Genomic DNA, 26,985 nt, shown 5'->3' with positions numbered 1-26,985 from the left:
TAGGCACTCACCGATAGCGCAATCGCGCCCCTTGAGGGGGGTGAGAAGTGGTCCGCGCAGCGGACGGAAAGCCAATTGCTTGGCTTTCCGAACGACGAACGCCCGGAGCGACAGCGAAGGGCCGGGTCCGGCAGGACAGAGGGGGGCGGCTTGGCGCTCACGCTTGTTAGATGGCTAAGCCTACAACGCCTGCGTCGTATAATCCCCCTCGGCCTCGTAAAGCCCGTCCTCGATCTTGGTCTTGTGCACCACCTTGAGCTTGCCGCCGTCGACCTTGGAGATGTTCTGGATGCCGAAGCACTGGTGGATCTTGCCGTTGAAGGTTTTTGGCCCCTGCGGATGCTCCGGACCTTCGGCGAATTCGGTCAGCGCCTCGGTCGCCTCGACCAGCTTGGCGCGGTCTTCCGGGCCCTTGTAGCCGGCGTCTTCCATCGCTTTCTTGACGACGTAGAGCGTCTCCCAGCAGCCGAACATGTGCGCGGCGGTGGAGACATCCTTGGGGTCGCCGACGGCCGCGCCATTGTCGTCGATGCCGACGGCGGCGCGATAGGTCTTCTGCGCCTCGGAATCGTCTGCCTGGGCATAACGCGGCGAGCCTTCCCAGAAATGACTGCCGTCCAGGAATTCGAGCCCGGGGCTGTTGATGTCGACGGCTTCGAGCGAATCGATGAAGCCGAACAGCTGCGGCCGGTTGGAGCCGTAGAACTCGCCAAGCTCCTTGACGAAGGTGAGCACCGCCGGGCCGACCATGACGTGGTAGATCACCTCGGTCTCGGCAGGGATCTGCGGGAAGTATTTGGTGAAGGAGCTCTCCGTCGGTGGAATGGCGATTTGCGCGATGACCTCTGCGCCCTGCGCCTTCAACGCCGGCGGGAGGTAGTCGCGGTGGTCGTAGCCGAAAGCAAAATCGGGGAAGATCTGTGTCACCTTCTTGCCGGCATTGGCCGCGATCCACGGCGCCATCGACTGGATCTGGCTCTTTACGTCGGTGATGCCGGGCTGGAAGACATAGCGGTTGAGCTTGGTCGAGGCGACATGGTGGCCTTCGCTGACGACGAAATAGGGCATCTTGGCTTCGCCGGCGGCGGGTGCCGAGCCGATGACGACATGCGAGAACAAGGTGCCGAAGACGATGTCGGTCTTGTGCTGGGTGGCGAACTTGCCGACCACCTCGGCACCGCGGCCGGGATCGGTGCCGTCATCCTCGATGATGACCTCGACCGGCCGGCCATTGATGCCGCCGGCCGCGTTGATCGCCTTGACCGCCGCGGCCGTGGTCTTCTCGTACCAGCGGCCATAGGCGGCGCCGATGCCGGTTCGGTGCGACTGGAAGCCAATCTTGATCGGGGCGGAGCTTTGCGCCTGGGAGTAGCGGACGAAACCGGGCGCGACCGCCAGGCCGGCGCCGGCGGCCAGACCCTTCAGCGCGGTGCGGCGGGTGAGACCGGCCTTGGAGAGATCGAAAAACCCATTCTTGTCAGTCACGGCAGTTCCCCTGTTTTTGAGTTTTGACCAATGGCTGGAACGTAGCAGACCGCGTCCTGCGGACGGCCGAAATTGCATGTGTACAAACTAAATCACCAAAGTCCGGACACGGCAATGCCGTTTCCCCAGGGGGATCCCGGTTTATTTCCACCGCGTCTAGCCAACGGTCGGCGTGGCGAGCAGCCAGAGGCCGAAGACGGTGTAGGCGATCATCAGCAAGGTGAGCGGAAACTGGCTGAGCGCGGCGCGGGCGGGAACCGGATGCAGGCGTGCGGCGAAGCCGTGGGCGACGAGCACGGCAAGCAGATGACCGAGAATGATGGCACCGGCCTGGATGTTCCACAGCCACCATGCCGAGCCCGCGCCGGCGATGATGCCGGCTTCGATCTGCATGTCGGCGGTGCCGAAAAGGTTCCAGCCGAGCGCAAACGGATCGGACAGTGCCGCAAGCGCATACTGGCCGTCGACCAGCAGCGCCGTCAGGTAATGCGCGATGTGGTAGGCGAGCGCGATCGGCACGATCGACCAGACCAGCAGCCCCGTCGCCTCGCCAAGCCTGTGGCCGTCGCCGGCGAGCTTCTGGCCGACGACCACGGCAAGCAGGAAGACCGCCGCAAGCAGCATGAATGTCAGGACGAGGCCAAAACTGCCACTGCCGATCACCGCCGTGCGGCCGGGGAATTCAAGCGGATTGATGCCGAACAGGCCCAGCCAGAAGAAGGTCTTCGACAGGCCGTCATAGGAAACCGAGGACAGGGCGAGCAGCAGGAAGGCCACGCCGCTTGCCGGCAAAGGCGCGGCGGTCAGCAGCTTGGCGCCCGGCCAGCATAGCGCAAGCCGGCCGCGCTCGTCGCGCACGAGCGGCGCGAAGCGTGCCACCATCGAGAAAAAGACGGTGAGGAATTCGCCGCTACGGGCCCACGCCCCATAACCGAACGACAGCATCGCCAGCAAGGTGAACAACCAGTAGAGGCCGGCGGCCCGGGCCAGCCGTGTCGGATCGTCGGGCGCCGGATCGATGAGCTCGAACCAGGCAAAAGCGAAGAACAGGAGGACAGCCGGCCAGTATCCGAGCCATGATGGAAGGCGCCTGGCCGCTTCACCGCCCCTGCCGGCCAGGCGCGACAGGAGACGCACCGGCCCGTACCAGGGATTGAGCCAGGACCAGAGGTCGCCGAGGAAACCTTGCAGGAGCGTGAAGCCGGCCCACAGCAGTGTCCAGATCACCAGAGGCAGCGGGTTGGAGAGCGGATCGCGGCTGCCGAGAAAACCCGCGGCAATGAGACATGCAAAGCCGGCAAAGGATATCAGGCTGGCAGCGGTGCGGGCATCATCACCCAGTGTGAACAGTGGCAGGCGCCGCCGCCAGAAACGATCGAGCCGATGCGCCGGCAGCAGCGCCAGCACGAGGAAGCTGGCGGCCACGGCGAAAGCGCCGCCGACAAGGTAATAGCCGGTCGGGAGAAGCAGGACGTGGCCGCGGTCCGAGGCGTGGGCGAAGGCTGGGGTGGGTGAGAGGAGCAATAGAGCGATAGGCAAAGATGCTAATGACCGACGACGGCACTCTACGGCGCCCCCCTCTGTCCTGCCGGACATCTCCCCCTCAAGGGGGGAGATTGGCGGTTTCTCTGTCGGCGCTTCCCTTGCAACGCCGGAGGTTCGCGAAGACGAAGATGACAGCATGATCTCCCCCCTTGAGGGGGAGATGTCCGGCAGGACAGAGGAGGGCGCCAAGGAACTCAGCCTATCCGACTTTGCCGTCTCGTATGGCGATGCCGGAAGCACCGGTGGTGCCCTCACACCTTGATCAACTGCTCCACCCGGTCCTTTTCACCGAAGATGCGCAGATACCGCTCGATCTCCTTGAGGTCGCCCGTCGCCTTGGCCGGATTGTCGGAGAGCTTGACCGCTGGCCGGCCGTTGGCCTCGGTCACCTTGCAGACCAGCGATATGGCGTCGAGGCTGTCGGTTGCCGTAGGCGCGCAGCCCTCGAAATCATTGGTCAGGTTCGTGCCCCAGCCGAAGGACATGCGCACCTTGCCCTTGAAGTGGCGGTAGGTCTCCTCGATGGTCTCGACCTCGAGCCCGTCGGAGAAGATCAGCAGCTTCTGCCTGGGGTCCTTGCCCTTCTCGCGCCACCAGGACAGGATCTTCTCGCCGCCCTCGATCGGCGGCGCGCTGTCGGGGCGAAAGCCCGTCCAGTCGGCCACCCAGTCCGGCGCGTCGCGCAGGAAGGAAGCCGTACCGAAGGCGTCGGGCAGCACGATCAGCAAATTGCCGCCATAGTAGCGCTGCCAATCCTGCAGCACCTTGTAGGGCGCCTGTTTCAATTCCTTTTCCGAATTGGCCAGCGCCCCAAGCACCATCGGCAGTTCATGCGCGTTGGTGCCCAGCGCCTCGAGGTCGTTGTCCATGGCCAGAAGCACGTTGGAGGTGCCGGTGAAAGCCTCGCCGATGCCTTCCTTCAGCGCTTCCACGCACCAGCGCTGCCACAGGAAGGAATGGCGCCGGCGCGTGCCGAAGTCGGAAATACGGATGCCGGGCAGCGCCTTCAGCCGTTCGGTCTTGGCCCACATCTTGGCCTTGGCGCGGGCGTAGAGCACGTCGAGCGTGAAAGGCCCGAACGACCGCAAGGCGGCGCGCGAGCGCAATTCGTTGATGATGGCGAGTGCGGGAATCTCCCACAGCGTGGTGTACATCCACGGGCCGCTGAAGGAGAGTTCATACTGCCCGCCGCGCCTGGAAAGCTCGTACTCGGGCAACCGGAAATTCTCCAGCCAGGCCAGGAATTCCGGCTCGAATATCTGCTTGCGGCCATAGAAATTGTTGCCCCCCAGCCAGATCATCTCCTTCTTGGAGAAGCGCAAGGTGCGGGCGTGGTCAAGCTGTTCGCGCAACTCGCCCTCGTCGATCTCCTCGGCCAGCCGCACCGAAGTGGTGCGGTTGATCAGCGAAAAGGTGGCGTCGACCTTGGGGTACATGCCCCAGATCATCTGCAGCATCAGAAGCTTGTAGAAATCCGTGTCCAGCAGGCTGCGCACGATCGGGTCGAGCTTCCAGGTATGGTTGTAGACGCGCCGCGCAATATCGGTCCTGGCCATGTCTCGTTACCGCCTTCGCTGCCTGCCGCCCATGATCGCGACAGGCCTCATAGCATCGAATTGGCAAAAGCGCTGCCCGGTTTCAGGCTGGCCCGACAAAAAGAAAGACCTGCGGCAGCCAACCCGTCCGAACGCAATTGATTTTTCCAAAGCGCTACCGGACACTCCGGAGAAACAGACAGGAGAAAACCGACATGGGTTATGACAGCGGCAAGCTCGACGCGTTGCGCCGCAAATATGGCGAGAGCCATGGCGGCGAGATGTTCGACCCGAAGTTCCGCAAGGTCGCCGACAAGATATTCTCCAAGTCAGGCACGCGGCTGGCGCCCTATTCCGGTATCCCCACCTTCCTCGCCGCACCCTATCGCGAAATATCGGCCGACAACCCGGATTTCGGCGATTTGCAGGTGGCGATAACAGGCGTGCCGATGGATCTCGGCGTCACCAACCGGCCGGGCTCCCGCTTCGGGCCGCGGGCGCTGCGCGCCATCGAGCGCATCGGCCCCTACAATCACGTGCTGGAATGCGCACCGACGCATGAGCTCAGGGTCGCCGACATCGGCGACGTGCCGTTCCAGAGCCGCTACCGACTCGAGACCTGCCATGAGGACATCGAGCGCCGCACCAACCAGATCGTCGATGCCGGCGTCATTCCATTGTCGGTCGGCGGCGACCATTCGATCAGCCATCCGATCCTGAAGGCCGTCGGCAAGAAGGCCCCGGTCGGCCTCATCCACATCGACGCCCATTGCGATACAAGCGGCTTGTTCGACATGACCAAGTTTCACCATGGTGGCCCGTTCCGCAACGCGGTGCTCGATGGCGTGCTCGACCCGACGCGCACCATCCAGATCGGCATCCGTGGCTCGGCCGAATATCTGTGGGAGTTCACCTACGAATCCGGCATGACCGTGATCCATGCCGAGGAGGTGACCGGCCTCGGTATCCCCGCCATCATCGAGAAGGCGCGCAGAATAGTCGGCGACGGACCGACCTATGTCTCCTTCGACATCGACAGCGTCGATCCGGCCTTCGCGCCGGGCACCGGCACGCCGGAAGTCGGCGGCCTGACGACTCGGGAAGTGCTCGAACTGCTGCGTGGCCTCAAAGGCCTCAACATCGTCGGCGGCGACGTGGTCGAGGTGGCGCCGCAATATGATGCGACCACCAACACCGCGCATGCCGGCGCCCAGGTGCTGTTCGAAATACTGAGCCTGATGGTGTTCAGCCCGGCGCTCAAAAACAGCTGACGCCGACAATGACGGAAAGGCCACCGGACAACCCGGCGGCCCTCTGCATCAGTGTTCGAACACCAGCGGCGGCGCGAGGCGATCCCGCCGTAGCCAGCGCGCCAGAAGCAGCGCCGCCACCACCGCCAGTCCGCTGGACAGCCCGATCCAGATGCCGACGCCATGGAAGCCGAACGGGAAGGCGAGCAGCACGCCCAGCGGCAGGCCGACGCCCCAGTAGCCGATGGCGGCATAGATCATCGGCACCTTGGTGTCGTGCAGGCCGCGCAGCATGCCGGCGGCAACCGCTTGCGCGCCGTCGAAGACCTGGAACAGGGCCGCGAAGACCAGGAACGATACGGCAAGCGTGATCACCCTGGCATTGGCCGGATTGGTCAGATCGATGAAGGCGCTGATCAGGAGATGCGGCCACAGGATCATTACCAGGCCCATCAGGGCCATGAACGAGACGCCGATGACGAAGGCGGTCCAGCCGGCGCGCGAGACGCCTTCCGGATTGCCGGCGCCATGCGCAAGCCCGACGCGCACCGTCACCGCCTGGTTGAGACCGAGCGGCACCATGAAGGAGATCGAGGCGATCTGGATGGCGATGGCGTGCGCGGCAAGCGAATCCGCGTCGATCAGGCCCATCAGCAGCGCCGCGGCGTTGAAGATCGTCACCTCGAAAGCGAGGATGCCCGCGATCGGCAGGCCGAGCCGCAGCAGGCCCTTGAAGCGCGGCCAGTCGGACCGCCAGAAGCGGCCGAACAGATGATAGCGCCTGAACTTCTTCTCCCACTTCACCACGGCGGCCATGCCGACGAACATCAGCGTTGAGGACAGCGAGGTGGCAAGGCCCGAGCCTGATATGCCCATGGCCGGGACGCCGAGATTGCCGAACATGAACACCCAGTTGAAGAGCGCGTTGCAGGCGACGGCGACAAAGACGATTATCAATGCCCAGCCCGGCCGCTCCAGCGCCGAGATGAAGGAACGCAGCACGATATAGCCGTAGAAGGGCAGCACCGCCCATTCCAGCCAGCGCAGATAGATGCCGGCGCTGTGCGCCAGAGCCGGTTCCTGGCCCATGGCGAGCAGCACGTTCTCGCCGTGCCAGAGGAAGATCCAGATCGGGATGCAGATGAGGATCGCCAGCCACAGGCCCTGGCGCACGGTGCGGCGCAGGTCGCGCACCGAATGACGGCGGCGGCCGAGCTCGGTCGCCATCATCGGCGAGGTCGCCAGCATCAGGCCGAGGCCGAAGATCAGCGGCATGAAATAGAGATTGGCGCCAAGCGCGCCGCTGGCCAGCGTGTCCGCCCCCAGCCTGCCCATCATCATGACGTCGGTGGCCGTCATGGCGGTCTGGCCGAGATTGGTCAGCACCATGGGCCAGGCGAGCGCCAAAGTCGCCCTGATTTCCTGACGCCAAAGATTTTCCGGCGCGCGAGCGCCGGCTTCGATCGCAGACATTATTCCGCTCTTTCAAGGTTGCGGCGCATCGGCAAAAAAGCCGGAAGCCGCATTGCAAACGGCGAGACCTTCGGTTTCGCGGCGTTTACGTCAGCTTTTGTACGAAACGCGACATGAAGGCAAGGGAGGAGGGGCGGGAACGGATTGATCCAGTCGGATCGCCGATGACGCTGAAGCCTCGTGACCGACGCTCTCCGACGGCCCATTTCACACATGCCCCCAAGGCTGCTACGCATTGCAAGGACGAGCGAGGTGCCACGGAACCCAAATTTGCAGGAGGCAGGATGCAGTTCAGGCGCAGAAGGAATCCGGTTGCGACGCTTCGCACGGCGCCGGCCTTCGAACATATCGTCACCGAGGCGAGCGACAGTTTCCTGTGGCGGCTGGACGACTATCCCTGGGAGCGCAATGTCTGGAACTCCCATCCTGAGCACGAAATCCACCTCTTGCGAAAATCTTCCGGCGTCGTGCTGGTCGGCGACCACATCGGCGAGTTCGGGCCGGGTTATCTGACCATCGTCGGCGGCGGGCTGCCGCATGATTGGGTGACGGCGGTGCAGCCGGGCGAGCTGATCGAAGGCCGCGACATCGTCCTCCAGTTCGATGCCGAGAGGCTGCGCGGCTCGGCTGGCCTGTTGCCCGAACTGCGCGAACTGGAGCCGTTCCTGGAGCGGTCGCTGCGCGGCATGGTTTTTCATGGCCGCACGGCATTGGAAGGCGCCGAGCTGATGGAACGGATGGGGGAGGTCAGCGGGCTAACCAGGTTCTGCCTGTTCCTGAACCTCGTCGATCTCCTCGCCAGGACCGACGAATACGAGCTGTTGTCTTCGCCGGATTTCTCCCCTGTTCTGGATGCCGCCTCGCTCGACATCATCCAGCGTACGCTGACCTATCTGTTTCAGCATTTCGCCGAGGATCTGAAGCTGCCTGATGTGGCGGCGCTCGCCGGAATGACCGAGAGCACATTCTCGCGCTTCTTCCAGAAGAACACCGGCAATTCCTTCAGTGACCACCTTGCCAAGCTGAGGCTGTGGCAGGCCTGCAAGCTGCTGGCCGATACCGATGTTCCGATCACCGACATCTGTTTCCAGGTCGGCTACATGAACATCTCCAATTTCAATCGCGCCTTCATGCGCAAGCACAAGATGACGCCGTCATCCTATCGCAAGCTGTCGCGGCAGCGGTTGGCGATGCGCGCGTAAGCACGCCCTAAAATCACTGTCCCAGAGTCCGATCGATACTCATGTGAGATTGGCCGCAACCGGATGCCGGTTTTTGCGCCGCACAATGCATAAAAGTACAGGTCTTCTGCAACGGGGCTTCTAGCGCGAGCCGCTGCAACTCCGCATTTTGGTGATGGGTGGCAAGTCGCTCGGGCGATGGTGAGGATCGCGCAACCCGAGGACGTCCGCTTCCTGCGACGTGTTCCTGGAGGAGAAAATAATGAAACCAATTCGGCTCGCTGCCAGCCTTGGTGCAGCTTTCATGCTTTCCGCTACCGTTTCAACCATCGCTTTGGCGCAGGCGCCGGTCTGCTCGGCGCCGGTCAAGGTGCTGGCGCAGCCACGTGACGGCCTGACGCTTCTGGAGGACTCCAAGGCCGAGTTCGAGAAGCTTGCCGGCGCCGGCTTCCAGATCGATTACCTCAACGAGAACGACCGCCGGGCAAAATCGCGCGCCGACGCGTCCACGGTCGGCAACTACAACGTCTACTATGTCGACGAAGCCAATGTCGCGCTGTTCGCTTCCTCGAAATGGATCGTGCCGCTGGCCGACTACTATCCGGCCGACTACGACTATGCCGACTTCGACCCCGGCCGCCAGAAGGTCGCCACCTATGACGGCAAGGTCTGGTTCGCGCCGCTGACCGGCGGCGGCGACCTGATGGTCTATCGCAAGGACGTGCTGGAGGCAGCCGGCATCCAGCCGCCGAAGACGCTCGACGAGCTGATCGCCGACGTGCCGAAGCTGACCAATCCGGACAAGGGCATGTATGGCATCGCGCTGCGCGGCGCGCGCGGTTCGGGCGCCAATGTCTGGCGCTGGATGCCGTTCTTCAAGGCCTATGGCGGCCAGTGGTTCGACGGCGACAAGCCGGTCTTCAATTCCGACGCCGCGGTCAAGGCGACCGAGACCTACCTGAAACTGTTCAAGGATTCGGCGCCCGGCACGCAGACCGGCAGCTGGGATGAATCGACCGGCGCCTTCCTGTCGGGCCAGGTCGCGATCCTGGTCGAATCGACGCCGCTGTCGGGCATGGCGGTCGACCCGAAGACCTCGCAGGTCGTCGGCAACATAGGTTTCCTGCCGCCGCCGTCGCCACTGCCCGGCGGCGGTTACGGCCATGGCCTCGCCATCGCAGCGAAGGCCAATGCCGACGACGCCTCGAAGAAATGCGCCGGCCTGTTCATCGCCTGGGCAACATCGAAGGAAAACGAGAAGCGCCGGCTCGACGCCCACCAGTTCGGCGAGCTGAACCGCACCAGCATTCTGGCCAGCAAGGAATTCGCCGATATTTACGGCGCCGATCTCGGCCAGGCACTGGCCGAAACCGGCAAGGTCACGGCGGTCAATTTCTGGCAGGACCCGCGCTGGCCCGATCTCGGCGACCGCTGGGGTATCATCCTCGAGGAATTGGTCACCGGTACCCGCACCGACATCAAGGGCGGCCTCAACGAACTCGAGGCCTATGCCAACGAGCTGGTGAAGAAATAAGCCATCCTCCCCCTGCGGCGCGCGGTCCACGGCATTCGGTGGAGCGCCGGAACCTGTGCGCCGCAGGTCCTGGTTTCATCATTGCGGTTTGAGCCAGCCTTCGCGCGAAAGGTCAGTCATGCTCAATCATTCGAGACGCAGCAGAGGTTAGACAGATGCCGCGACGCTCATCCCTGCCGGTCACCTTCGTCGTGCCGACACTCGCCATCCTTCTGGTGCTGTCGATGGTGCCGACGCTCTACGCGGTCGTCATCGCCCTGCAGAACCGTGAACTCAGCTCGACAGCCTATTCCTATGTCTGGTTCTCGAACTTCGCCGACCTGTTCGCCGACCGCCGCTTTCTCAACGCCGTCTGGGTGTCGGTGAAATGGGAATTCGTCACGGTTATCGCGACGATGACGGTCGCCATCGGACTGGGCGTCCTGATGTTCGAGGTCGCCTCGCCGCGCCTTCGCAACGTCTATTGCCTGCTGTTCATCATCCCGGTCCTGCTGCCGCGCGTCTCGGCGGCCTTCGTCTGGAAGTTCGCCTACCATCCGCTCTACGGCATCGCCACTTACCCCTACCGGCTGCTGACCGGTGGGCTGATCTTCGATCCGCTGTCCAAGCCGTCGACGGCGCTGTTCGCGGTCGCATCGGTCGATGTCTGGCAATGGGGCCTGTTCTTCGCCGTCATCGTGCTGAAGCTCCTGGAAACGCTGCCGCCGCAGCCGATCGAGGCGGCCCGGCTCGACCATGCCAAACGCTGGCAGATCCACGCCTATGTGACCTTGCCGATGCTGAAGGCGCCGCTGGTCAGCCTGATGTTCGTCAAGATGATCGAATCGCTGCGCTCCTTCGATCTGATCTATGTGATGACCCGCGGCGGTCCGGGCGTGGCAACCGAGACGCTCGACATGTACGCCTTCTCGCAAGGCTTCATCGAGTCCGGCAAGGTCTCCTACGCCTCGGCGATGGCGGTGCTGATGATGATCGCCACGGTCATCACCTTCACCATGCTGTGGAGGCGGGTGCAGGCATGAGGTCATATCGCATGAGACCTGGCCGCCTGATCGGCAAGACCGTGCTGGCGTTTGCCGGTTTCATGGCCGTGTTTCCGTTGCTCTGGACGGCGCTCAATTCGCTGAAGAACAATGTCGACATCATCACCCGCGTCCCGCGCCTGGTGTTCACGCCGACGCTGGCCAACATCAGCTATATCGTCGGCCGCGACAGCGTCATGACCGGCCTCTACAATTCGGTCGTCGCCTGCGGCTGCGCGGTGCTGATCGGCGTGGTGCTCGGCCTGCCGGCGGCCTACGCGGTAGCGCGCTACCCGAACCGCTGGGCCGGCGACATCCAGTTCTTCGTTTTGTCGCTTCGCTTCCTGCCGCCGGTGGCGGTCGCCATTCCGCTGATGGTGATCTGGCTGCAGCTCGGGCTTTACGACACGCTCGCCGCGCTGATCGTCACCTATTGCCTGCTCACCATCTCGGTGATCATGTGGCTCGCCATTCCCGCCTTCCAGGCCGTGCCGAAGGAGGTCGAGGAAGCGGCCTTCGTCGATGGCTACGGCGCCTATTCGGTGTTCTGGAGGATTGCGCTGCCGGTCGCGGCGCGCTCGCTGATCGGTGCGGTGGCTTTCAGTTTCGTGCTGGTCTGGAACGAGTTCCTGATCGCGCTGATGCTGTCGAGCTCCAACGCCAAGACCTTGCCGATCGTCGCCTCGGAACTCTCCCAACAAGGCATGAACGTGCCGTGGGGAATCCTGAACGCCTCGGTCGTGCTTCTGTCGCTGCCGCCGCTGTTGTTTCTCGGCGTGCTCAGCGGCTTCCTGAATTCCGTTTTCCGGCAAAAAAAGACTTGAAGCGAGGACGACACGATGCGGGCACTGGTGCTTGAGAAAAAGGGCGAGCTGGCCCTGCGCGAGATCGCGTTGCCGCTCGACGTCGGCCCGGACGACGTCAGGATCGCCATCCACACGGTCGGCGTCTGCGGCAGCGACGTGCACTACTACACCCATGGCGCCATCGGCAGCTATGTCGTGCGCGCGCCGATGGTGCTCGGCCACGAGGCGTCCGGAACGATCGTCGAGATCGGCGCCAATGTCAGGACGCTGAAGGTCGGCGATCGCGTCTGCATGGAACCGGGCGTGCCGAACCTGTCGTCGCGGGCGACAAAACTCGGCATCTACAATGTCGACCCGGACGTCACCTTCTGGGCGACGCCGCCGGTGCACGGCATTCTGGCGCCGCAAGCCGTGCATCCGGCGGCGTTCACCTACAGGCTGCCCGACAACGTCTCCTTCGCCGAAGGCGCGATGGTCGAACCTTTCGCCATCGGCATGCAAGCGGCGGCGCGCGCGCGCATCGTTCCGGGTGACGTGGCGGCTGTCGTCGGCTGTGGCCCGATCGGCATCATGATAGCGCTGGCCGCCCTGGCCGGTGGTTGCTCGAAAGTGCTGATTTCCGACTTCTCCGCGCCCAAGCTCGAAATTGCCGGGCGCTATCCCGGCGTCGTTCCGGTCAACATCGGCGAGCAGTCATTGGCCGAGGCGGTGGCGGAGGCGACCGACAATTGGGGCGCGGACATCGTCTTCGAGGCCAGCGGCAGCCCCAAGGCGTTCGCCAATCTGTTCGATGTCGTGCGCCCTGGCGGCGCGGTGGTGCTCGTCGGGCTGCCGGTGGAGCCGGTGTCGCTCAACGTGCCGGCGGCCATATCGAAGGAAGTGCGCATCGAAACCGTGTTCCGCTATGCCAACATTTTCGACCGCGCTTTGCAGCTCATCGCCTCCGGCAAGGTCGATCTCAAGCCGCTGATCACTGGCACCTATGATTTCTCCGACAGCATCGAGGCTTTCGAGCGGGCGGCGGCAGCGCACCCGCAGGACGTCAAGCTGCAGATCCTGCTCAGCGGCAAAAAGGGCTGACCATGTCCGCGATCACCTGTTCCCATGTCGACAAGGCCTATGGCGCCACGACAGTCATCCGCGACCTCAACCTCTCGATCGAGGAGCACGAGTTCGTCGTGTTCCTCGGCCCGTCCGGCTGTGGCAAGTCGACCTTGCTGCGCATGTTGGCGGGGCTGGAGGACATCAGCGGCGGCGAGGTCTCGATCGGCGGCAAGGTGGTCAACGATCTCGATCCGGGCGACCGCGGCATCGCCATGGTGTTCCAGAACTATGCCCTTTACCCGCACATGACGATCTTCGACAACATCGCCTTCGGGCTGCGGCGCCAGAAAGTGCCGGCGGCCGAGATCCAGAAGCGGGTCGAAGCGGTGTCAAGGACGCTCGGGCTGGAACCCTATCTCGGCCGCAAGCCGGCCGAGCTTTCCGGCGGCCAGCAGCAGCGCGTGGCGATCGCGCGCGCCATGATCAAGACGCCGAAAGTCTTCCTGTTCGACGAGCCGCTGTCCAATCTCGACGCCAAGCTGCGCAACCACATGCGCGTCGAGATCGCGCGGCTGCACCAGTCGCTGAAGACCACCACCGTCTATGTCACCCATGACCAGCTCGAAGCGATGACGCTCGCCGACCGCATCGTGCTGCTCAAGGACGGCGTCATCGAGCAGGTCGGCTCGCCGGCGGAAATCTACGAGCGGCCGGGCAATCTGTTCGTTGCCGGCTTCATCGGCACGCCGAACATGAATTTCATCGATTTGACGGTGGCCCGGAAAGAAAATGGCTGGATGCTGACCAATGGCGGAACTGTCTTCACCGTCAACGGCTCGCGCTTCAAGCTCCAACATGGCGAGCAGGCGGTGCTTGGCATCAGGCCCCCGGATCTCAAGCCCGCGACCCCCGGCAGCGCCGGAAATTTCCTGGCGGGAACGGCCGATCTCATCGAGTTTCATGGCAACGATGCACTGGTGACATTCGCTCTTGGCGGCAAGGAGATCAGCGCACTCGTTCCCAGCCGCGTCTGCCCAACTATCCGCAGCGATGTCCGCTATACGTTTGACGAATCGGATATGCATCTGTTCGATGCCAAGTCCGGCCTATCCTTGTTGACACGGTAAGGCGCGTTCTACTGGATCGCGTCGAGCGCCTGGCGTTGCCGGTGCATCTCCAGGAAAATCCGGTAGTCGCGATCGAAGCGGGCGCCGGCGGCCGGGTTGGCGGCGCGCGTCCTGCCGCCCTGCTGCATGGCAAGACAGGCCGCGTTGAGGTCGGGGAAAAGCCCGGCGGCGGTCGCCGCCACCATGCCTGTGCCGAGCAGCACCGCCTCGTCGGCCAGCGGCTCGACCACCGTGCAGCCGGTGGCGTCGGCATAGAGTTCCATCAAGAGCGGATTTTTGGTGTGGCCGCCGGTGACATGCAGCGTGTCGATGAGATAGCCGTTCTCGTTCAGCGCTTCCAGCACATGGCGCACGCCGAGCGCGATGCCCACGGCGGTGCGCCAGTAAAGTCGGCACAGGCTGTCGAAGGAGGAATCCAGCGTAAGGCCGCTGACCACGCCGACCGCATGCGGGTCGGCGAGCGGCGAGCGGTTGCCGTGAAAGTCGGGCAGCACATGCAGCCGGCCGGCAAGGGCATCGCCCTCCGCCGCGCGCAGCTCGGCGACGCGGCTTGCAATCCTGGCATGCATGGCTGCGTTCGGCTCGCCGCCGGCGCCGTGCCAGCGGATGATGTGGTCGAGCAGGGCGCCGGTGGCCGACTGGCCGCCCTCCGACAGCCACAGCTTCGGCAGCGCGGCGCCGTAGTATGGCCCCCAGACCCCGGCGAAGGGCTGCGGATCGGGTGACATCGCCATGACGCAGGAGGATGTGCCGGCGATCAGCGCCAAATGACGGCCGATATTCCGCTCGTCGCCGGCAAACCCGCCGAGCACGCCAAGCGCACCGGCATAGGCATCGATCACCCCGGCGCCGACCCGGCATGTCTCCGTCAGGCCGAGCTCCGCCGCTGCTTGCGCGCTCAAAGAGCCGATGTAAGCGCCGACCGGACTGGCTCTTTCGGGCAGATTGCCGTGCTCGAAGAGGTCGCCGAGGCCGACGAGTTCGAAGAAATCGCGCTGCCATGCGGGTTCCCGGTGCGCCAGATAGGTCCATTTGGCGGTCAGCGTGCACTGCGAGCGGGCCAGCGACCCCGTCGCCTGCCAGGTCAGGAAGTCGGTAAGGTCGAATAGATAGCCGGCTTCATTCCAGGTCTTCGGCAGGTTTCGCTTCAGCCACATCAGCTTCGGCGTCGCCATTTCCGGCGACATGACGCCGCCGATATAGTTGAGCACCTCATGGCCGCTCGCCGTGCATTCGTCGGCCTCGGCGATGGCGCGGTGATCGAGCCAGACGATGGTGTCCCAGCGCTCCTCTCCGGTCACCGAAACGCTGAGCTGGCCGCCTTGCCTGTCGCGCACGACCAGCGAGCAGGTGGCATCGAAGGAAATGCCGGCAATGTCCTCGGCGGCAACACCGGATTTTTCGCGGGCCGCACGCACCGCGGCGCACACGGCTGACCAGATATCGCGCGAATCATGCTCGGCGTGATCGGCTTTCGGCTGGTGCATGGCGATCGGGTGCTCGGCGCGGCCGAGCAAGGTGCCACTGGTGTCGAGAATGCCCGCGCGGGCGCTCCCGGTGCCGACATCGACCGCGCAAACGAACTGTTTCGTCAAGATGCTCTGTCTCTCGCTCCCAGGCCTGCAATCAGATCTGGCAATTGCAGCATGTCAGCGAATATAAAGTCCGGCTCACTCGACGCAAGCCGCGCTTTCAGGGCAGGGTTGCCGGCATGCGCGCCGCCGGTGAAGGCGAACACGCGCATATCAGCCGCCCGCGCCGCCGCGACGCCGGCGGGGCTGTCCTCGATCACAAGGCATTTGCGCGGATGCGCCCGCATCGAGGCGGCGGCATGAAGGAACAGGTCGGGCGCCGGCTTGCCCCTGGCCACCATGCCGGCACTGAACAGATGCGGCTCCATCAATCCGAGCAGGCCGGTGACGTCGAGCGTATAGCGGATGCGGTCGAGCGTGCCCGAGGAGGCGACGCAGAACGGCAAGCCGAGCCTCGGCAGCACTTCCTTGACGCCGGCGATTGGCTTCAGCTCCTCGCGGAATTTGCGCATCAATTCGACACGCATCGTGGTCAGGTGCTGATCGGTGATGGGCAGGCCGAAGTCGCGGGCGAGGATCTCGCGCACGCTTTTCATGCTCTTACCGAGGAAATGCTCGTAGGCCGTATCCTCGCCGATACTGCCGCCGGCAAGCGCGATCATGCCGAGCAGTGCCGAGACCGACAGCGCCTCGCTGTCCACCAGCACGCCGTCGCAGTCGAAAATGACCAGTTCCGGCGCCATGGTCCCGTTTCAGAGCTTGCCGGCGAGGTAGCGCGTCAGCGTGGCGCGCGTGCCATCCGTCCACAGCAGGTTCAATGCATGCGCGAAAGCCTCGACGAACGCGGTGGCGCGCCCGACATCGCCATAGATGTCTTCCATCGCAAGCCAGGCGGCGGGCGCGTCCTTTGCCGCCTTTGCCGTCGCCTGCACGCGGTCCCAGTTCGGATCGTTGGGCTCGATGACCGCGCCGCTGTCCGTCGTGCCGAAGCAGTAGCGGCACCACAGCGCCGATTCCAGTGCCAGGCCGGCGACGCTCTTTCCCGCCTTCAAGCGGTCGGCGATGGTCGGGATGATGAATTTCGGCTGGCGATTGGAACCGTCGAGACAGAGCCGGCGCACCGTGTCGCCGATCTTGGGGTTGGAAAAGCGCTTTTCGATGAGCTGGTAATAATCCTCCAGGACCGTGTCTGGCACCGGCGGTACGGTCGGAATGATTTCGTCATGCTCGAGCTTGTCGAGAAAGCCGCGCACCAGCGGCTCCTGCATCGCCTCATGCACGAAATGGATGTCCATCAGCCCGGCCGGATAGGCGATGGTGGCATGGCCGCCATTGAGGATGCGGATCTTCATCAGCTCGTAGGGCGCGACGTCTTTGACGAACTGCACGCCGACCTTTTCAAGCGGCGGCCGGCCGTCGGTGAAATGGTCTTCCAGCACCCATTGCCGGAAGGGTTCGCAAAAGACAGGCCAATTGTCCTCGACGCCGAAATCCTTGGCCAGGATCACGCGTTCGCGGTCCGACGTGGCCGGCGTGATGCGGTCGACCATCGCGTTCGGGAAAGCGACATTGCCGCCGACCCAGGCCGCCAGATCCTCGTCGATCAGGCGGGCCAACCCGATGACGCCATCCGACGTGACATGGCCGTTGTGGGGAATGTTGTCGCAGGACATCACCGTGAACGGTGCGATGCCATCGCCGCGCCGCCGCACCAGGCCGGCGAGGATGATGCCGAACACGGTCTTCGGCGTCGCGCCCGGCTGCGCATCGGCGACGATATCGGGATGCGTCGGGTTGAACACGCCGGAGGCAGGATCGATGAAATAGCCGCCTTCGGTGATGGTCAGCGACACGATCTTGATCGCCGGATCGGCCAGCCGTTCGATGATGGCGGCGGCATCGCCCGGCGTCAGGAAGTCGATCATGGCGCCGGTGACGCGGGCGCTCATATGACCCTCGTCCTGCTCGACCACCGTCGTCAGCCAGTCCTGCTCTTCCAGTTTGCCGCGGCCGATCTTCTCGCCCTCGAACACGCCGGCGCCGACCAGCGCCCAGTCGTGGCCGACGCCCGAATTGAACAGCTCGTCGAGATAGACGGCCTGGTGCGAGCGATGGAAGTTGCCGACGCCGAAATGCACGATGCCGGCCTTCAGCGCTGCGCGGTCGTATTTCGGACCTGCGACCCTGGCGGGCAGGTTGGCGAGATTGGCGGAAGAGAGTTTCACGGTCATCTGTTTACCCTTTGGCCGGGTTGCGGCCTTCGTTACCCTTCTCTCCCCTTCACCGGGAGAGGGTAGGAAGCGGCACATGCCTTCCGAGGCGATGCGGCCGCCACCTTGATGTTGGCCTCTTCTCCCCGCGGAGGCACGGGGAGAAGAGGCCGCCCCCGCCTCAACTCATCCACTGGCCGCCATCGACATTGTAGGTCTGGGCGACGATATATTCGGCTTCGTCGCTGGCCAGGAACACGGCCATGCCGGCGAGGTCCTCCGGTCTGCCCATGCGGCCGTAAGGCACGCCTTCGCCGACCAGTCTTTTCTTTTCGCCCTTGGGCCGGTTTTCGTATTTGGCGAACAGCGCGTCGACCTGGTCCCACATGTCGCTGTCGACGACGCCAGGCGCGATGCCGTTGACGTTGATGCCGTGCTTGATCAGGTCGAGCCCGGCCGACTGGGTCAGTGAAATGACCGCCGCCTTGCTGGCGCAGTAGACCGCGACCAGCGGTTCGCCGCGCCGTCCGGCCTGGCTCGCCATGTTGATGATCCTGCCGCCCTTTCCCTGCGCGATCATCGAGCGCGCGGCCGCCTGCAGCATGAACAGCGTGCCGGCGACATTGACCGAGAACAGTTTTTCATAGCTCGCCCGCGAGATATCGACGATCGGCGCAAGGTCGAAGATCGCGGCGTTGTTGATCAGTATGTCCAGGCCACCGGTCCTGGTTTCCACCGCCTGCACCGCGGCATCGATGGAGGCCTGGTCCGTGACGTCGAGCTTCACCGCATAGGCCTTGCCGCCGATCCCGGCGGCTGTCTCTTGCGCCGCCTCGAGATCGATGTCGGCAATCGCCACGATGGCGCCCTCACGGGCATAGGCTTCGGCGAAGGCCTTGCCGATGCCGCGCGCCGACCCGGTGATCAGCGCCGATTTGCCTTTCAGCCTCACGGCGCCAATGCCTTGCCGTCGGGGCCGAAGCGATGCAGCTTGGCCTTGTCGGGCGTGAGATAAATGCTGTCGCCATGGTGGACGCTGAGTTCGCCGTCGGCGCGCACCGTCAGCGGGCCGACACCGTCGGCCTGGACATGCAGGAAGGTGTCGGATCCCAGGTGTTCGGCAACGCCGACTGTTGCCTTCCAATCGCCCGCCGTGGTCGAGATCGCCATGTGCTCGGGCCGGATGCCGATGGTCTTGGCGCCGTACTTCGCCGCCGGGGCGCCTTCGATCAGGTTCATTTTCGGCGAGCCGATGAAGCCGGCGACGAACAGGTTCTTCGGCGTCTTGTAGAGCTCCATCGGCGAGCCGACCTGCTCGACATTTCCGGCATTCAGCACGACGATCTTGTCGGCCATGGTCATCGCCTCGACCTGGTCGTGGGTGACGTAGATCATCGTCGTCTTGAGCTGGTGGTGCAGTTCGCTGATCTCCAGCCGCATCGTGCCGCGGAGTGCCGCGTCGAGGTTGGACAAGGGTTCATCGAACAGGAAGGCCGAAGGCTGGCGCACGATGGCGCGGCCGATGGCGACGCGCTGGCGCTGGCCGCCGGAAAGCTGGCCGGGGCGGCGCTCCAGATAATTGGTGAGGTTGAGCACGCGCGCGGCGTCCTTCACCTTCCTGTCGATGGTCGCCTGGTCCTCGCCCGCCATTTTCAGCGGAAAGGCGATGTTCTTGGCCACCGTCATGTGCGGGTAGAGCGCATAGGACTGGAACACCATGGCAAGCTTGCGCTTGGCCGGCGCCTCGCCGGTGACGTCGCGACCGTCAATGTTGATGGTGCCGCCGCTGGTGTCCTCCAGGCCGGCGATCAGGCGCAGCAGCGTGGACTTGCCGCAGCCCGACGGGCCGACGAAGACGACGAACTCGCCGTCCTCGATGACGAGATCGATGTTCGGAATGATCGACGTCGAGCCGAAGGATTTCGAGACGTTCTTGAGCGTGATATTTCCCATGCTTTCCTCCCGGTGGATTTCCGTCCGCCGCCTGGCGCACGCTGCTACTTCACGGCGCCGCCCCTACTTCACCGCACCGAAGGTCAGGCCGCGCACCAGTTGCTTCTGGCTGAACCAGCCCATGATCAGGATCGGCGCGATCGCCAGCGTCGAGGCGGCCGAGAGCTTCGCCCAGAACAGGCCTTGCGGGCTGGAGAAGGAGCTGATGAAGGCGGTCAAGGGTGCTGCTTCCGTCGTGGTCAGCCGGATCGTCCAGAACGCTTCGTTCCAGGCCAGGATGATGTTGAGCAGCATGGTCGAGGCGATGCCCGGCACCGCCATGGGTGTGAGCACATAGATGATCTCGTTCCACAGCGAGGCGCCGTCCATGCGCGCCGCTTCCAGGATCTCGCCGGGGATTTCTCGGAAATAGGTGTAGAGCATCCACACCACGATCGGCAGGTTGATCAGCATCAGCATCACCATCAGGCCGATGCGGCTGTCGAGCAGGCCGGTGTCGCGGAAGATCAGGTAGATCGGAAACAGCACGGCCACGGCCGGCATCATCTTGGTGGACAGCATCCACATCAAAATGTCCTTGGTCCGCTTGGTCGGCGAGAACGCCATCGACCAGGCCGCCGGAATGGCGACCAGCAGGGCCAGGATGGTCGAGCCGACCGAGAGCAGCACCGAGTTCAGGAAGAACTTGAAATAGCCGTTCTGCGCCTGGACCTCGGAATAGCTCTCGAAGGTCCCGGACGGGATCAGGTTGAAGCCCTGGATCGCCTCCTGTTCCGACTTGAACGAGGTGATGATCGTGTAGAGGATCGGGAAGAAGATCAGCAAGGCGACGATCCAGGCGGCAGCCGTCGCGATCGTCTTGTGCCGGGTTGTGACTGCGCGTGCCATCTTTTCCTCCCTTATCTGTCCAGGTTCTTGCCGACGGCGCGCATGGCGAAGAAGGCGACGATGTTGGCGAGAATGACCGCGATGATGCCGCCGGCGGAGGCCTGGCCGATTTTGAATTCGAGCAGCGCCTTCTGGTAGACCAGGAAGGGCAGGTTGGTGGAGGCGTATCCCGGGCCGCCATTGGTGGTGACGAGGATCTCGGCATAGACCGAAAGCAGGAAGATCGTCTGGATCAGGATGACGACGGTGATCGCGCGCGACATGTGCGGCAGCGTCAGGTAGATGAAGCGGCTGATGAAGCCGGCGCCGTCCATCTCGGCGGCTTCCTTCTGCTCGCCGTCCAGCGACTGAAGCGAAGTCAAAAGAATGAGCGTCGCGAAAGGCAGCCACTGCCAGGCGACGATGATGATGATGGCGGTCAGCGGATATTGTCCGAACCAGTCTATGGGCTGGAGGCCAAAGAACCGCGCTATGTCGGCGAAGACGCCGTATTGCGGATGCATGATCATGTTCTTCCAGACCAGTGCCGCCACCGGCGGCATGACGAAGAACGGCGAGATGACGAGGATGCGCACGATGCCCTGGCCCCACATCGGCTGGTCGATCAAAAGCGCCAGCAGGATGCCTCCGACCACGGTGATCACAAGCACGCTGACGACGATCAGCAGCGTGTTCAGGATCGATTGCAGGAAGGCCGGGTTGGAATAGAACAACGCGTAATTGGAGAAGCCGACGAAGCCGTCGCGGATCGGATTGAGCGGATTGTACTGCTGGAAGGAGAACCAGAGCGTGAGCGCCAGCGGAACGACCATCCAGACGAGCAGCAGGACGACGGATGGCGCCATCATGAAACGGGCAAGCGAACGGGTCTGCTGAGTAGCCATGACGGTCACCCTTCAAGGATCGGACGGAATTTTCTCGAGCTGTCGGGAAGTGGCCGCCCGAACTGGGTTTCGGGCGGCCGTTGCCGGCCATGGTCGGCGACCGGCCTTAGGCACCGGGAGGAGCCTTACTGGATGTAGCCGCCCTCGGTCATCGCCGCGGTTGCGGCGTCCTGGGCCTGCTTCAGCGCGTCGTCGACGCTCGACTGGCCGGCAAGGGCTGCCGAGAACAGCTGGCCGACGGTCGTGCCGAGGCCCTGGAATTCGGGGATGGCGACGAACTGCACGCCGACATAGGGCACCGGCTTGACGGTCGGATGCGTCGGGTCGGCGGCATTGATGGAGTCCAGCGTCATCTTGGCGAACGGAGCCGCCTTCTGGTACTCTGGATTGGCATAGAGCGAGGAGCGCGTTCCCGGCGGAACGTTGGCCCAGCCTTCCTTCGAGGCGACCAGTTCTGCATAGTGCTTGCTGGTTGCCCATGACACGAACTTCTCGGCGGCATCGGCCTTCTGCGTGCCGGCGGGAATGGCCAGCGACCACGCCCACAGCCAGTTGCCGCGCTTGCCGAGCCCATTGTCAGGCGCCAATGCGTAACCGACCTTGTCGGCGACCTGCGAGGCCTTGGGATCGGAGACGAAGGAGGCGGCGACGGTGGCGTCGATCCACATGCCGCACTTGCCCTGCTGGAACAGCGCCAAATTCTCGTTGAAGCCGTTGGAGGACGCTCCCTCGGGGCCGTCGGCCTTCATCAGGTCGACATAGAACTGCAAGGTGTTCTTCCATTCGGGCTGGTCGAACTGCGGCTTCCAGTTCTCGTCGAACCAGCGCGCGCCGAAGGAGTTCGACATGGCGGTCAGGAAGGCCATGTTCTCGCCCCAGCCGGCCTTGCCGCGCAGGCAAACGCCGTTCACGCCATTGGCGCGGTCGGTCATCTTGTCGGCGGCCTGCTTGATGAAGTCCCAGGTCGGCGCGTCGGGCATCTTCAGCCCTGCCTTCTCCATCAGGTCCTTGCGGTACATGACGAAGGAGCTTTCGCCGTAGAAGGGCGCGGCATAGAGCTTGCCGTCGACCGAGAGGCCGCCGGCGATCGCCGGGATGATGTCCTTGGCGTCGTAGTCGTCGCCGAGCTTGTCGAGCGGCAACAGCCAGCTCTGCTTGGCCCAGATCGGGACCTCGTAGGTGCCGATGGTCATCACGTCATACTGGCCGCCCTTGGTGGCGATGTCGGTGGTCACGCGCTCGCGCAGCACGTTCTCTTCCAGCGTCACCCAGTTGAGCTGGATGTCGGGGTTCGCCTTGGTGAAGTCGTCGGTCAGCTTCTGCATGCGGACCATATCGCCATTGTTGACGGTGGCGATGGTGATGGATTCGGCATGTGCCGCGAACGCGAGCGCGCTGGCCGAGCACAAGCCCAGGATGAGCGTACGAAGTTTCATCAAATTCCTCCCATGGACCAAGATGAGCATTTGCCTTGGCTGTGAGCAATTACTCACTAAGAATGAATTATGTCAAGCCAGATTCGATGGTGCAGCGCACACTCGATGGAGGAGCGCCGACCTGGCGCGTTGCAAATGGCCGTCCCGCAGGTGCGGAGCGGGCGACAACGGTGATCTGGATGGAGCGCGGTTTTGATCCTGGAGTTAGCCGGTCAGCAGGCGATCTCGGCCAGGATCCAGTCGCGGAAAGCGCGGATCTTCGGCACGTTGCGGCGCGCCTCCGGATAGACCAGCCAGTAGGCGTGGCCGTCGTCGCCGACCAGGTCGAAGGGCTGGATCAGGCGGCCGTCGGCGAGTTCCGCCTTGAACAGCGCCCTGGTCAGGACCGCCACGCCATGGCCTGCGATGGCCGCATTGGCCTCATAGGCCTGCGCGCCCATGCTGCTGCCGGGGCGCTTGGCAAGGTCATGGCTTTGCACGCCCGCGGCCTCGAACCATTGCGTCCACCAGATGTCGCCGGGATCGAGGATAGGCAGCTTGAGCAGATCGGCCGGTTCCTTGACGCCGCCGATGCTCGCGGCGAGCTTGGGGCTCAGCATCGGCGTGAAATCGGCGTCGAGCAGCTTGTAGGCCTCCAGTCCCGGCCATTTGCCGCCGCCCGAGCGGATGGCAAGGTCGACATCCTCGCGGGCGAAATCGGTCAGGCGGCTGGATGTGTCGAGCCGCACGGCAAGGGCGGGATGCGCGATCTGGAACGAACCCAGATGATGCGCCAGCCAGTTGGAGGCAAAGGTCAGCACCGTGGTGACGCACAGCAGACCGTCCGCCCCGCCGCGCGCCGCCGCATAGGCCTGGCCGAGTATGGCGAAGGCCTCGCTGACCGCCGGCGCCAGGCGCTGTCCGGCTTCGGTGAGCTCGATCTGTCGCGGCCGGCGCAGGAAAAGCGGCGCGCCGACCCGCTCCTCCAGCACCTTGATCTGATAGCTGACCGCTGCCTGCGTCATCGCCAGTTCCTCGGCCGCTTTGGTGAAGGACAGATGCCGCGCCACCGCTTCGAACACCCGGATCGCCTGCAGCGGCGGAAGCTGCGCAACCTGTCGCGAGCTGAGATCCGGCATAAAGCCTCCTTATGGGTCCTTATCGACGTTCGATTGGCAAAGGCGGCCGGCAAGACCGACATTCATCCTCAGCCCGTCACTCGGGTTGAAGATAGCGAAGGTTGACGATCATGACCATGGCGCAGCAAAAATGCACTCCCGCTCCGGATCATCGCTGGATTTCATGGCTTGCGGACGGATTCGGCTGGTTCGCGACCAGGAAAAAGGCGCATCTCGACATCAGGGACCTGTCACCGCACTTGCGGCGGGACCTTGGCTTCCTCGACGGCAACGACCCCTTCGGACGGCATGGATAGCCCGCCCGGATTTTATCGCAAATCGATGTTGCCTCGAGGCTTTTGGCTCATCCGCTCGCCAGCAGGGCGGCGGCGGTTCGTTCGTCGGTGATAAGGCCGTTGACCAGCCGGCGGTTCACGGCCGCCAGGATGCCCGGCAGCTTGCGTTCACCCATGGCGAGCGCGATGACCAGCGACTTCTCGCGTGACGGCAGGGCCGCCGACGACACCCGGTCGTTGGTGATGCCCTCGATCATGCGGCCGTCGCGATCGAACACCCAGCCGACAATTTCGGCGACGCCGCCGGCCTTCTGTAGCGCCTTCAGCTCGGCGTCGGAAATGAAGCCGTCCTCATAGAGCGGCGCCTTCGGGCCGAGGTCGCCGATGCCGACGAAGGTGACGTCGGCCTCCGCGGCCAGCGCCAGCGTCGGCTGGATCATCGGCTGGCTGAGCAGCATCTCGCGCTCCTGCGGCGAGGAGGCGATGACCGGCAACGGCATCGGGAACGACCGCGCCTTGACCCTGTCGGCCATGGTGAAGATGACGTTGTAGAAAGCGGCCGAACCGTCCGGCGAGATATTGCCGGTCAGGGACACCACCTTGTGCTGCGGGCACTCCATCGGCGGCAGTTGCTCGATCGCCGCCTTCAGCGTACGGCCGGTGCCGATCGCCAGCACGATCGGCGCCGGCGATCTCAGCCGCCTCTCGATTTCCGCTGCCGCCGCCTCGGCGATACCGATCGTCGTCGACGACGAGGTCGGGTCGCTCGGCACCACCTCCACCAGGTCGAGCGCGAAGCGCGACTTCAGGCGGGCGGCGAGGTCGAGGCAGTTGGCGATCGGATGGTCGACGCGCACCTTGATCAGGCCTTCCGACACTGCCAGCGACACCAGCCGCTGTGCAGTCTGCCGCGAGATGCCGAGCGTGGCGGCGATCTGGTCCTGCGTGTTGCCGGCGACGTAATAAAGCCAGCCCGCGCGCGCGGCATCGTCCAACCTGTTGCTGCCGCCCTCCTGCCGGTTGTTCACGTCCTGCCTCCCGAAACCGCCGGTCATGGAACCGGTCGCGCCTACTTTCGCAGGGAACCGCGCGCTGCGCAATTGTCAAATCGCCAGGGCAATTGCTTGCGCATGCGGGCGTGGGATCGGCCGGATCATCGTCGGCCTGGGGATTCCACGGCAGGCAAAAGGAGGATTTCCGTTCCGACAGGTGGCACGTTCTGCCGTCCGGATGGTTTATCTCGCGGGGTAAACCCTTTAAGGGAACGCCAAAAGGAGCGTTGCATGACACCGAAAGCGGTTTTCTGGGACATGGACGGCACGCTGGTCGACAGCGAACCGCTGCACGAAGCAGCCCTGGTGGCGGCGATGCGCAATGTCGGCCTTCAGCCTCCGCCCGACCTGCATGAGCGCGTTCTCGGGGTCGCTGCCTGGCCGGTCTACCTGATGATGCGCGACGAGTTCGGCCTGGATCTGCCCTTCGACGAGTGGATCGTCCATAAATACGAGCATTATCTGCCGCTTGTCACGACATTGAAGCCGCGCCCCGGTGCGATCGAGATCTTCAACGAATTGCGCGCACTTGGCGTGCAGCAGGCCGTGGTCTCGAATTCCGACCGCATGATCGTCGACGCCAATCTGCACATGGTCGGCCTGATCTATCCAGGCATGAAGACCATCAGCCGCAACGACGTGCGCGAAGGCAAGCCGCAAGCCGAGCCGTTCCTGCGCGCCGCCTATCTGGCCGATGTCGATCCCGCGGACGCGGTGGCGGTCGACGACAGCTGGCCGGGCGCCATGGCGGGGCTGGCGGCAGGCATGAAGACGATCTTCTGGCCGGAAAAACCCATGGACGGCCCGCCCGGTGCGGTGGTCATCAACAGCGCCGAGGAATTGCGGGCTGAACTGGGGCTTTAAACCTCAGTTCCGGTAGACCGGCTCCTGCTCGTCGAGGATCGCCTTCAGCTCGCTGAGATGCCGCTCGGCCTGGCCGGGATAGTCGTCCATTTCGCTTGCCGCCTTCTCGGCGATGGCGTCGGAAAGCGTGCGTAGCGGCCGCCCTGTCCACAGCGCCTTGATGTAGGTCTCGGCGGCGCGTTCGAAATAGAACATGCGATTGAAGGCGTCGGCCACCGTGTCGCCGATGACCAGCACGCCGTGATTGCCCATCACCATTACCTTGACCTTGGGGTCGGTCAGGAGCTGCGAGCAGCGCTCGCCCTCTTCCTCGAAGGCCAGACCGCCATAATGGGCGTCGACGACGTGGCGGTTGAAGAACATCGCCGAATTCTGGTCGATCGGCGGCAGCCTAGAATCGGCGAGCGAGGCCAGCACGGTGGCGTGGATGGAATGCACATGCATGACGCAGCGCGCATGGCGGACGTTGCGGTGGATGGCGCCGTGCAGGCCCCACGCCGTCGGGTCGGGCGCATTCGGGCCGGACAGCGTCTCGGGATCGTTGGCGTCGATCATCAAAAGGTCGCTCGCCTTGATGCGCGAGAAGTGCACCTGGTTGGGGTTCATCAGGAATTTTGTGCCGTCCTCGTTGACCGCCAGCGAGAAATGGTTGGCCACCGCCTCGTGCATGTTGAGCCGCGCCGTCCAGCGGAAGGCGCAGGCAAGGTCGACGCGCTCCTCGTAGAAGGGCAGGTTGGTCAGCGGTTCCTTTTGCAGGCGGGCGATGCTCAT

The 26,985-nt window shown here is 64.0% G+C and carries 24 protein-coding genes; 9 read left to right on the top strand and 15 right to left on the bottom strand.

The window, feature by feature from the left end:
* Positions 1–180: 180 nt before the first annotated feature.
* From FJ986_RS05795 to pncB, 3 genes are all read right to left on the bottom strand, one after another.
* Positions 181–1,485: an ABC transporter substrate-binding protein gene (locus FJ986_RS05795; RefSeq protein WP_140514345.1), complete on the bottom strand. Its 1,305-nt coding sequence runs from the start codon at positions 1,483–1,485 to the stop codon at positions 181–183.
* Between the two features lie 156 nt (positions 1,486–1,641).
* Complete coding sequence (locus FJ986_RS05790; protein ID WP_140514347.1) at positions 1,642–3,081, bottom strand: hypothetical protein; 1,440 nt, start codon at positions 3,079–3,081, stop codon at positions 1,642–1,644.
* A 200-nt stretch (positions 3,082–3,281) separates the two neighbouring features.
* On the bottom strand, positions 3,282–4,586 hold the full coding sequence (pncB, locus tag FJ986_RS05780) for a nicotinate phosphoribosyltransferase (protein ID WP_140514349.1): 1,305 nt from the start codon (positions 4,584–4,586) through the stop codon (positions 3,282–3,284).
* A gap of 194 nt (positions 4,587–4,780) precedes the next feature.
* Between pncB and speB the strand changes: the two genes are divergently transcribed.
* Positions 4,781–5,836 carry an agmatinase gene (speB, locus tag FJ986_RS05775; protein WP_140491375.1) on the top strand — a complete coding sequence of 352 codons (1,056 nt, stop codon included), beginning with the start codon at positions 4,781–4,783 and terminating at the stop codon, positions 5,834–5,836.
* Between the two features lie 48 nt (positions 5,837–5,884).
* On the opposite strand, the gene FJ986_RS05770 is transcribed toward speB, so the two are convergent.
* A complete protein-coding gene (locus tag FJ986_RS05770; RefSeq protein WP_140673660.1) occupies positions 5,885–7,288 on the bottom strand; it encodes an MATE family efflux transporter in 1,404 nt (467 codons plus the stop codon).
* 284 nt (positions 7,289–7,572) lie between these two features.
* Between FJ986_RS05770 and FJ986_RS05765 the strand changes: the two genes are divergently transcribed.
* From FJ986_RS05765 to ugpC, 6 genes are all read left to right on the top strand, one after another.
* The gene (locus FJ986_RS05765) at positions 7,573–8,490 is read left to right on the top strand and encodes an AraC family transcriptional regulator (RefSeq protein WP_140673658.1); all 918 of its coding nucleotides are present in this window, start codon (positions 7,573–7,575) and stop codon (positions 8,488–8,490) included.
* Between the two features lie 241 nt (positions 8,491–8,731).
* Positions 8,732–10,003, top strand: a complete 1,272-nt coding sequence (locus tag FJ986_RS05760) for an extracellular solute-binding protein (RefSeq protein WP_140655321.1) — start codon at positions 8,732–8,734, stop codon at positions 10,001–10,003.
* Positions 10,004–10,158: 155 nt separating this feature from the next.
* The gene (locus FJ986_RS05755; protein WP_140524193.1) at positions 10,159–11,025 is read left to right on the top strand and encodes a sugar ABC transporter permease; all 867 of its coding nucleotides are present in this window, start codon (positions 10,159–10,161) and stop codon (positions 11,023–11,025) included.
* A gap of 11 nt (positions 11,026–11,036) precedes the next feature.
* Entirely contained in the window at positions 11,037–11,849 is an 813-nt protein-coding gene (locus FJ986_RS05750; RefSeq protein WP_140491365.1) for a carbohydrate ABC transporter permease, read from the top strand.
* Between the two features lie 15 nt (positions 11,850–11,864).
* A complete protein-coding gene (locus FJ986_RS05745) occupies positions 11,865–12,911 on the top strand; it encodes an NAD(P)-dependent alcohol dehydrogenase (protein WP_140673656.1) in 1,047 nt (348 codons plus the stop codon).
* Positions 12,912–12,913: 2 nt separating this feature from the next.
* On the top strand, positions 12,914–14,002 hold the full coding sequence (ugpC, locus tag FJ986_RS05740; protein WP_140673654.1) for a sn-glycerol-3-phosphate ABC transporter ATP-binding protein UgpC: 1,089 nt from the start codon (positions 12,914–12,916) through the stop codon (positions 14,000–14,002).
* Positions 14,003–14,010: 8 nt separating this feature from the next.
* Here the strand turns inward: ugpC and FJ986_RS05735 are convergent, their stop codons facing one another.
* From FJ986_RS05735 to gcvA, 9 genes are all read right to left on the bottom strand, one after another.
* Positions 14,011–15,597, bottom strand: a complete 1,587-nt coding sequence (locus tag FJ986_RS05735) for an FGGY-family carbohydrate kinase (RefSeq protein ID WP_140554608.1) — start codon at positions 15,595–15,597, stop codon at positions 14,011–14,013.
* Positions 15,594–16,277 (bottom strand): HAD family hydrolase, encoded by a 684-nt coding sequence (locus FJ986_RS05730; protein ID WP_140514364.1) that lies wholly within the window; start codon positions 16,275–16,277, stop codon positions 15,594–15,596. Before FJ986_RS05730 ends, FJ986_RS05735 begins: the two co-directional genes overlap by 4 nt.
* Before the next feature lie 9 nt (positions 16,278–16,286).
* The gene (locus tag FJ986_RS05725; protein ID WP_140673652.1) at positions 16,287–17,765 is read right to left on the bottom strand and encodes a mannitol dehydrogenase family protein; all 1,479 of its coding nucleotides are present in this window, start codon (positions 17,763–17,765) and stop codon (positions 16,287–16,289) included.
* Positions 17,766–17,925: 160 nt separating this feature from the next.
* A complete protein-coding gene (locus FJ986_RS05720) occupies positions 17,926–18,696 on the bottom strand; it encodes an L-iditol 2-dehydrogenase (protein WP_140673650.1) in 771 nt (256 codons plus the stop codon).
* Positions 18,693–19,697, bottom strand: coding sequence for an ABC transporter ATP-binding protein (locus FJ986_RS05715; protein ID WP_140551584.1), 1,005 nt, complete (start codon positions 19,695–19,697; stop codon positions 18,693–18,695). Before FJ986_RS05715 ends, FJ986_RS05720 begins: the two co-directional genes overlap by 4 nt.
* Positions 19,698–19,760: 63 nt before the next feature.
* Positions 19,761–20,585 (bottom strand): carbohydrate ABC transporter permease, encoded by an 825-nt coding sequence (locus FJ986_RS05710; protein WP_140491348.1) that lies wholly within the window; start codon positions 20,583–20,585, stop codon positions 19,761–19,763.
* A gap of 11 nt (positions 20,586–20,596) precedes the next feature.
* Positions 20,597–21,469, bottom strand: a complete 873-nt coding sequence (locus FJ986_RS05705) for a sugar ABC transporter permease (RefSeq protein WP_140491346.1) — start codon at positions 21,467–21,469, stop codon at positions 20,597–20,599.
* 125 nt (positions 21,470–21,594) lie between these two features.
* On the bottom strand, positions 21,595–22,905 hold the full coding sequence (locus FJ986_RS05700; protein WP_140491344.1) for a sugar ABC transporter substrate-binding protein: 1,311 nt from the start codon (positions 22,903–22,905) through the stop codon (positions 21,595–21,597).
* A gap of 212 nt (positions 22,906–23,117) precedes the next feature.
* The gene (gcvA, locus tag FJ986_RS05695) at positions 23,118–24,023 is read right to left on the bottom strand and encodes a transcriptional regulator GcvA (RefSeq protein WP_140524183.1); all 906 of its coding nucleotides are present in this window, start codon (positions 24,021–24,023) and stop codon (positions 23,118–23,120) included.
* Positions 24,024–24,133: 110 nt separating this feature from the next.
* On the opposite strand from gcvA, the gene FJ986_RS05690 reads away from it, so the two are divergent.
* A complete protein-coding gene (locus tag FJ986_RS05690) occupies positions 24,134–24,319 on the top strand; it encodes a hypothetical protein (RefSeq protein ID WP_140514372.1) in 186 nt (61 codons plus the stop codon).
* Positions 24,320–24,366: 47 nt separating this feature from the next.
* Here FJ986_RS05690 and FJ986_RS05685 read toward each other — a convergent pair whose 3' ends face one another.
* Positions 24,367–25,326, bottom strand: coding sequence for a sugar-binding transcriptional regulator (locus FJ986_RS05685; RefSeq protein ID WP_140491340.1), 960 nt, complete (start codon positions 25,324–25,326; stop codon positions 24,367–24,369).
* 255 nt (positions 25,327–25,581) lie between these two features.
* On the opposite strand from FJ986_RS05685, the gene FJ986_RS05680 reads away from it, so the two are divergent.
* The gene (locus tag FJ986_RS05680; RefSeq protein ID WP_140628709.1) at positions 25,582–26,214 is read left to right on the top strand and encodes an HAD family phosphatase; all 633 of its coding nucleotides are present in this window, start codon (positions 25,582–25,584) and stop codon (positions 26,212–26,214) included.
* A gap of 3 nt (positions 26,215–26,217) precedes the next feature.
* Here the strand turns inward: FJ986_RS05680 and FJ986_RS05675 are convergent, their stop codons facing one another.
* On the bottom strand, positions 26,218–26,985 hold the full coding sequence (locus FJ986_RS05675) for a class II aldolase and adducin N-terminal domain-containing protein (RefSeq protein ID WP_140524180.1): 768 nt from the start codon (positions 26,983–26,985) through the stop codon (positions 26,218–26,220).

Source organism: Mesorhizobium sp. B1-1-1 (assembly GCF_006442955.1).
Taxonomy (GTDB): domain Bacteria; phylum Pseudomonadota; class Alphaproteobacteria; order Rhizobiales; family Rhizobiaceae; genus Mesorhizobium.
Note: the sequence above shows the minus strand (reverse complement) of the source record. Positions and strands in the feature narration are given on the sequence as shown.

What these genes read in the sequence shown, in the direction of transcription:
- FJ986_RS05790 (WP_140514347.1), bottom strand. Translation starts at nt 3,081, where the DNA reads ATGTCCGGCAGGACAGAGGGGGGCGCCGTAGAGTGCCGTCGTCGGTCA.
- pncB (WP_140514349.1), bottom strand. Translation starts at nt 4,586, where the DNA reads ATGGCCAGGACCGATATTGCGCGGCGCGTCTACAACCATACCTGGAAG.
- speB (WP_140491375.1), top strand. Translation starts at nt 4,781, where the DNA reads ATGGGTTATGACAGCGGCAAGCTCGACGCGTTGCGCCGCAAATATGGC.
- FJ986_RS05770 (WP_140673660.1), bottom strand. Translation starts at nt 7,288, where the DNA reads ATGTCTGCGATCGAAGCCGGCGCTCGCGCGCCGGAAAATCTTTGGCGT.
- FJ986_RS05765 (WP_140673658.1), top strand. Translation starts at nt 7,573, where the DNA reads ATGCAGTTCAGGCGCAGAAGGAATCCGGTTGCGACGCTTCGCACGGCG.
- FJ986_RS05760 (WP_140655321.1), top strand. Translation starts at nt 8,732, where the DNA reads ATGAAACCAATTCGGCTCGCTGCCAGCCTTGGTGCAGCTTTCATGCTT.
- FJ986_RS05755 (WP_140524193.1), top strand. Translation starts at nt 10,159, where the DNA reads ATGCCGCGACGCTCATCCCTGCCGGTCACCTTCGTCGTGCCGACACTC.
- FJ986_RS05750 (WP_140491365.1), top strand. Translation starts at nt 11,037, where the DNA reads ATGAGACCTGGCCGCCTGATCGGCAAGACCGTGCTGGCGTTTGCCGGT.
- FJ986_RS05745 (WP_140673656.1), top strand. Translation starts at nt 11,865, where the DNA reads ATGCGGGCACTGGTGCTTGAGAAAAAGGGCGAGCTGGCCCTGCGCGAG.
- ugpC (WP_140673654.1), top strand. Translation starts at nt 12,914, where the DNA reads ATGTCCGCGATCACCTGTTCCCATGTCGACAAGGCCTATGGCGCCACG.
- FJ986_RS05730 (WP_140514364.1), bottom strand. Translation starts at nt 16,277, where the DNA reads ATGGCGCCGGAACTGGTCATTTTCGACTGCGACGGCGTGCTGGTGGAC.
- FJ986_RS05725 (WP_140673652.1), bottom strand. Translation starts at nt 17,765, where the DNA reads ATGACCGTGAAACTCTCTTCCGCCAATCTCGCCAACCTGCCCGCCAGG.
- FJ986_RS05715 (WP_140551584.1), bottom strand. Translation starts at nt 19,697, where the DNA reads ATGGGAAATATCACGCTCAAGAACGTCTCGAAATCCTTCGGCTCGACG.
- FJ986_RS05710 (WP_140491348.1), bottom strand. Translation starts at nt 20,585, where the DNA reads ATGGCACGCGCAGTCACAACCCGGCACAAGACGATCGCGACGGCTGCC.
- FJ986_RS05705 (WP_140491346.1), bottom strand. Translation starts at nt 21,469, where the DNA reads ATGGCTACTCAGCAGACCCGTTCGCTTGCCCGTTTCATGATGGCGCCA.
- FJ986_RS05700 (WP_140491344.1), bottom strand. Translation starts at nt 22,905, where the DNA reads ATGAAACTTCGTACGCTCATCCTGGGCTTGTGCTCGGCCAGCGCGCTC.
- gcvA (WP_140524183.1), bottom strand. Translation starts at nt 24,023, where the DNA reads ATGCCGGATCTCAGCTCGCGACAGGTTGCGCAGCTTCCGCCGCTGCAG.
- FJ986_RS05690 (WP_140514372.1), top strand. Translation starts at nt 24,134, where the DNA reads ATGACCATGGCGCAGCAAAAATGCACTCCCGCTCCGGATCATCGCTGG.
- FJ986_RS05680 (WP_140628709.1), top strand. Translation starts at nt 25,582, where the DNA reads ATGACACCGAAAGCGGTTTTCTGGGACATGGACGGCACGCTGGTCGAC.
- FJ986_RS05675 (WP_140524180.1), bottom strand. Translation starts at nt 26,985, where the DNA reads ATGAGCATCGCCCGCCTGCAAAAGGAACCGCTGACCAACCTGCCCTTC.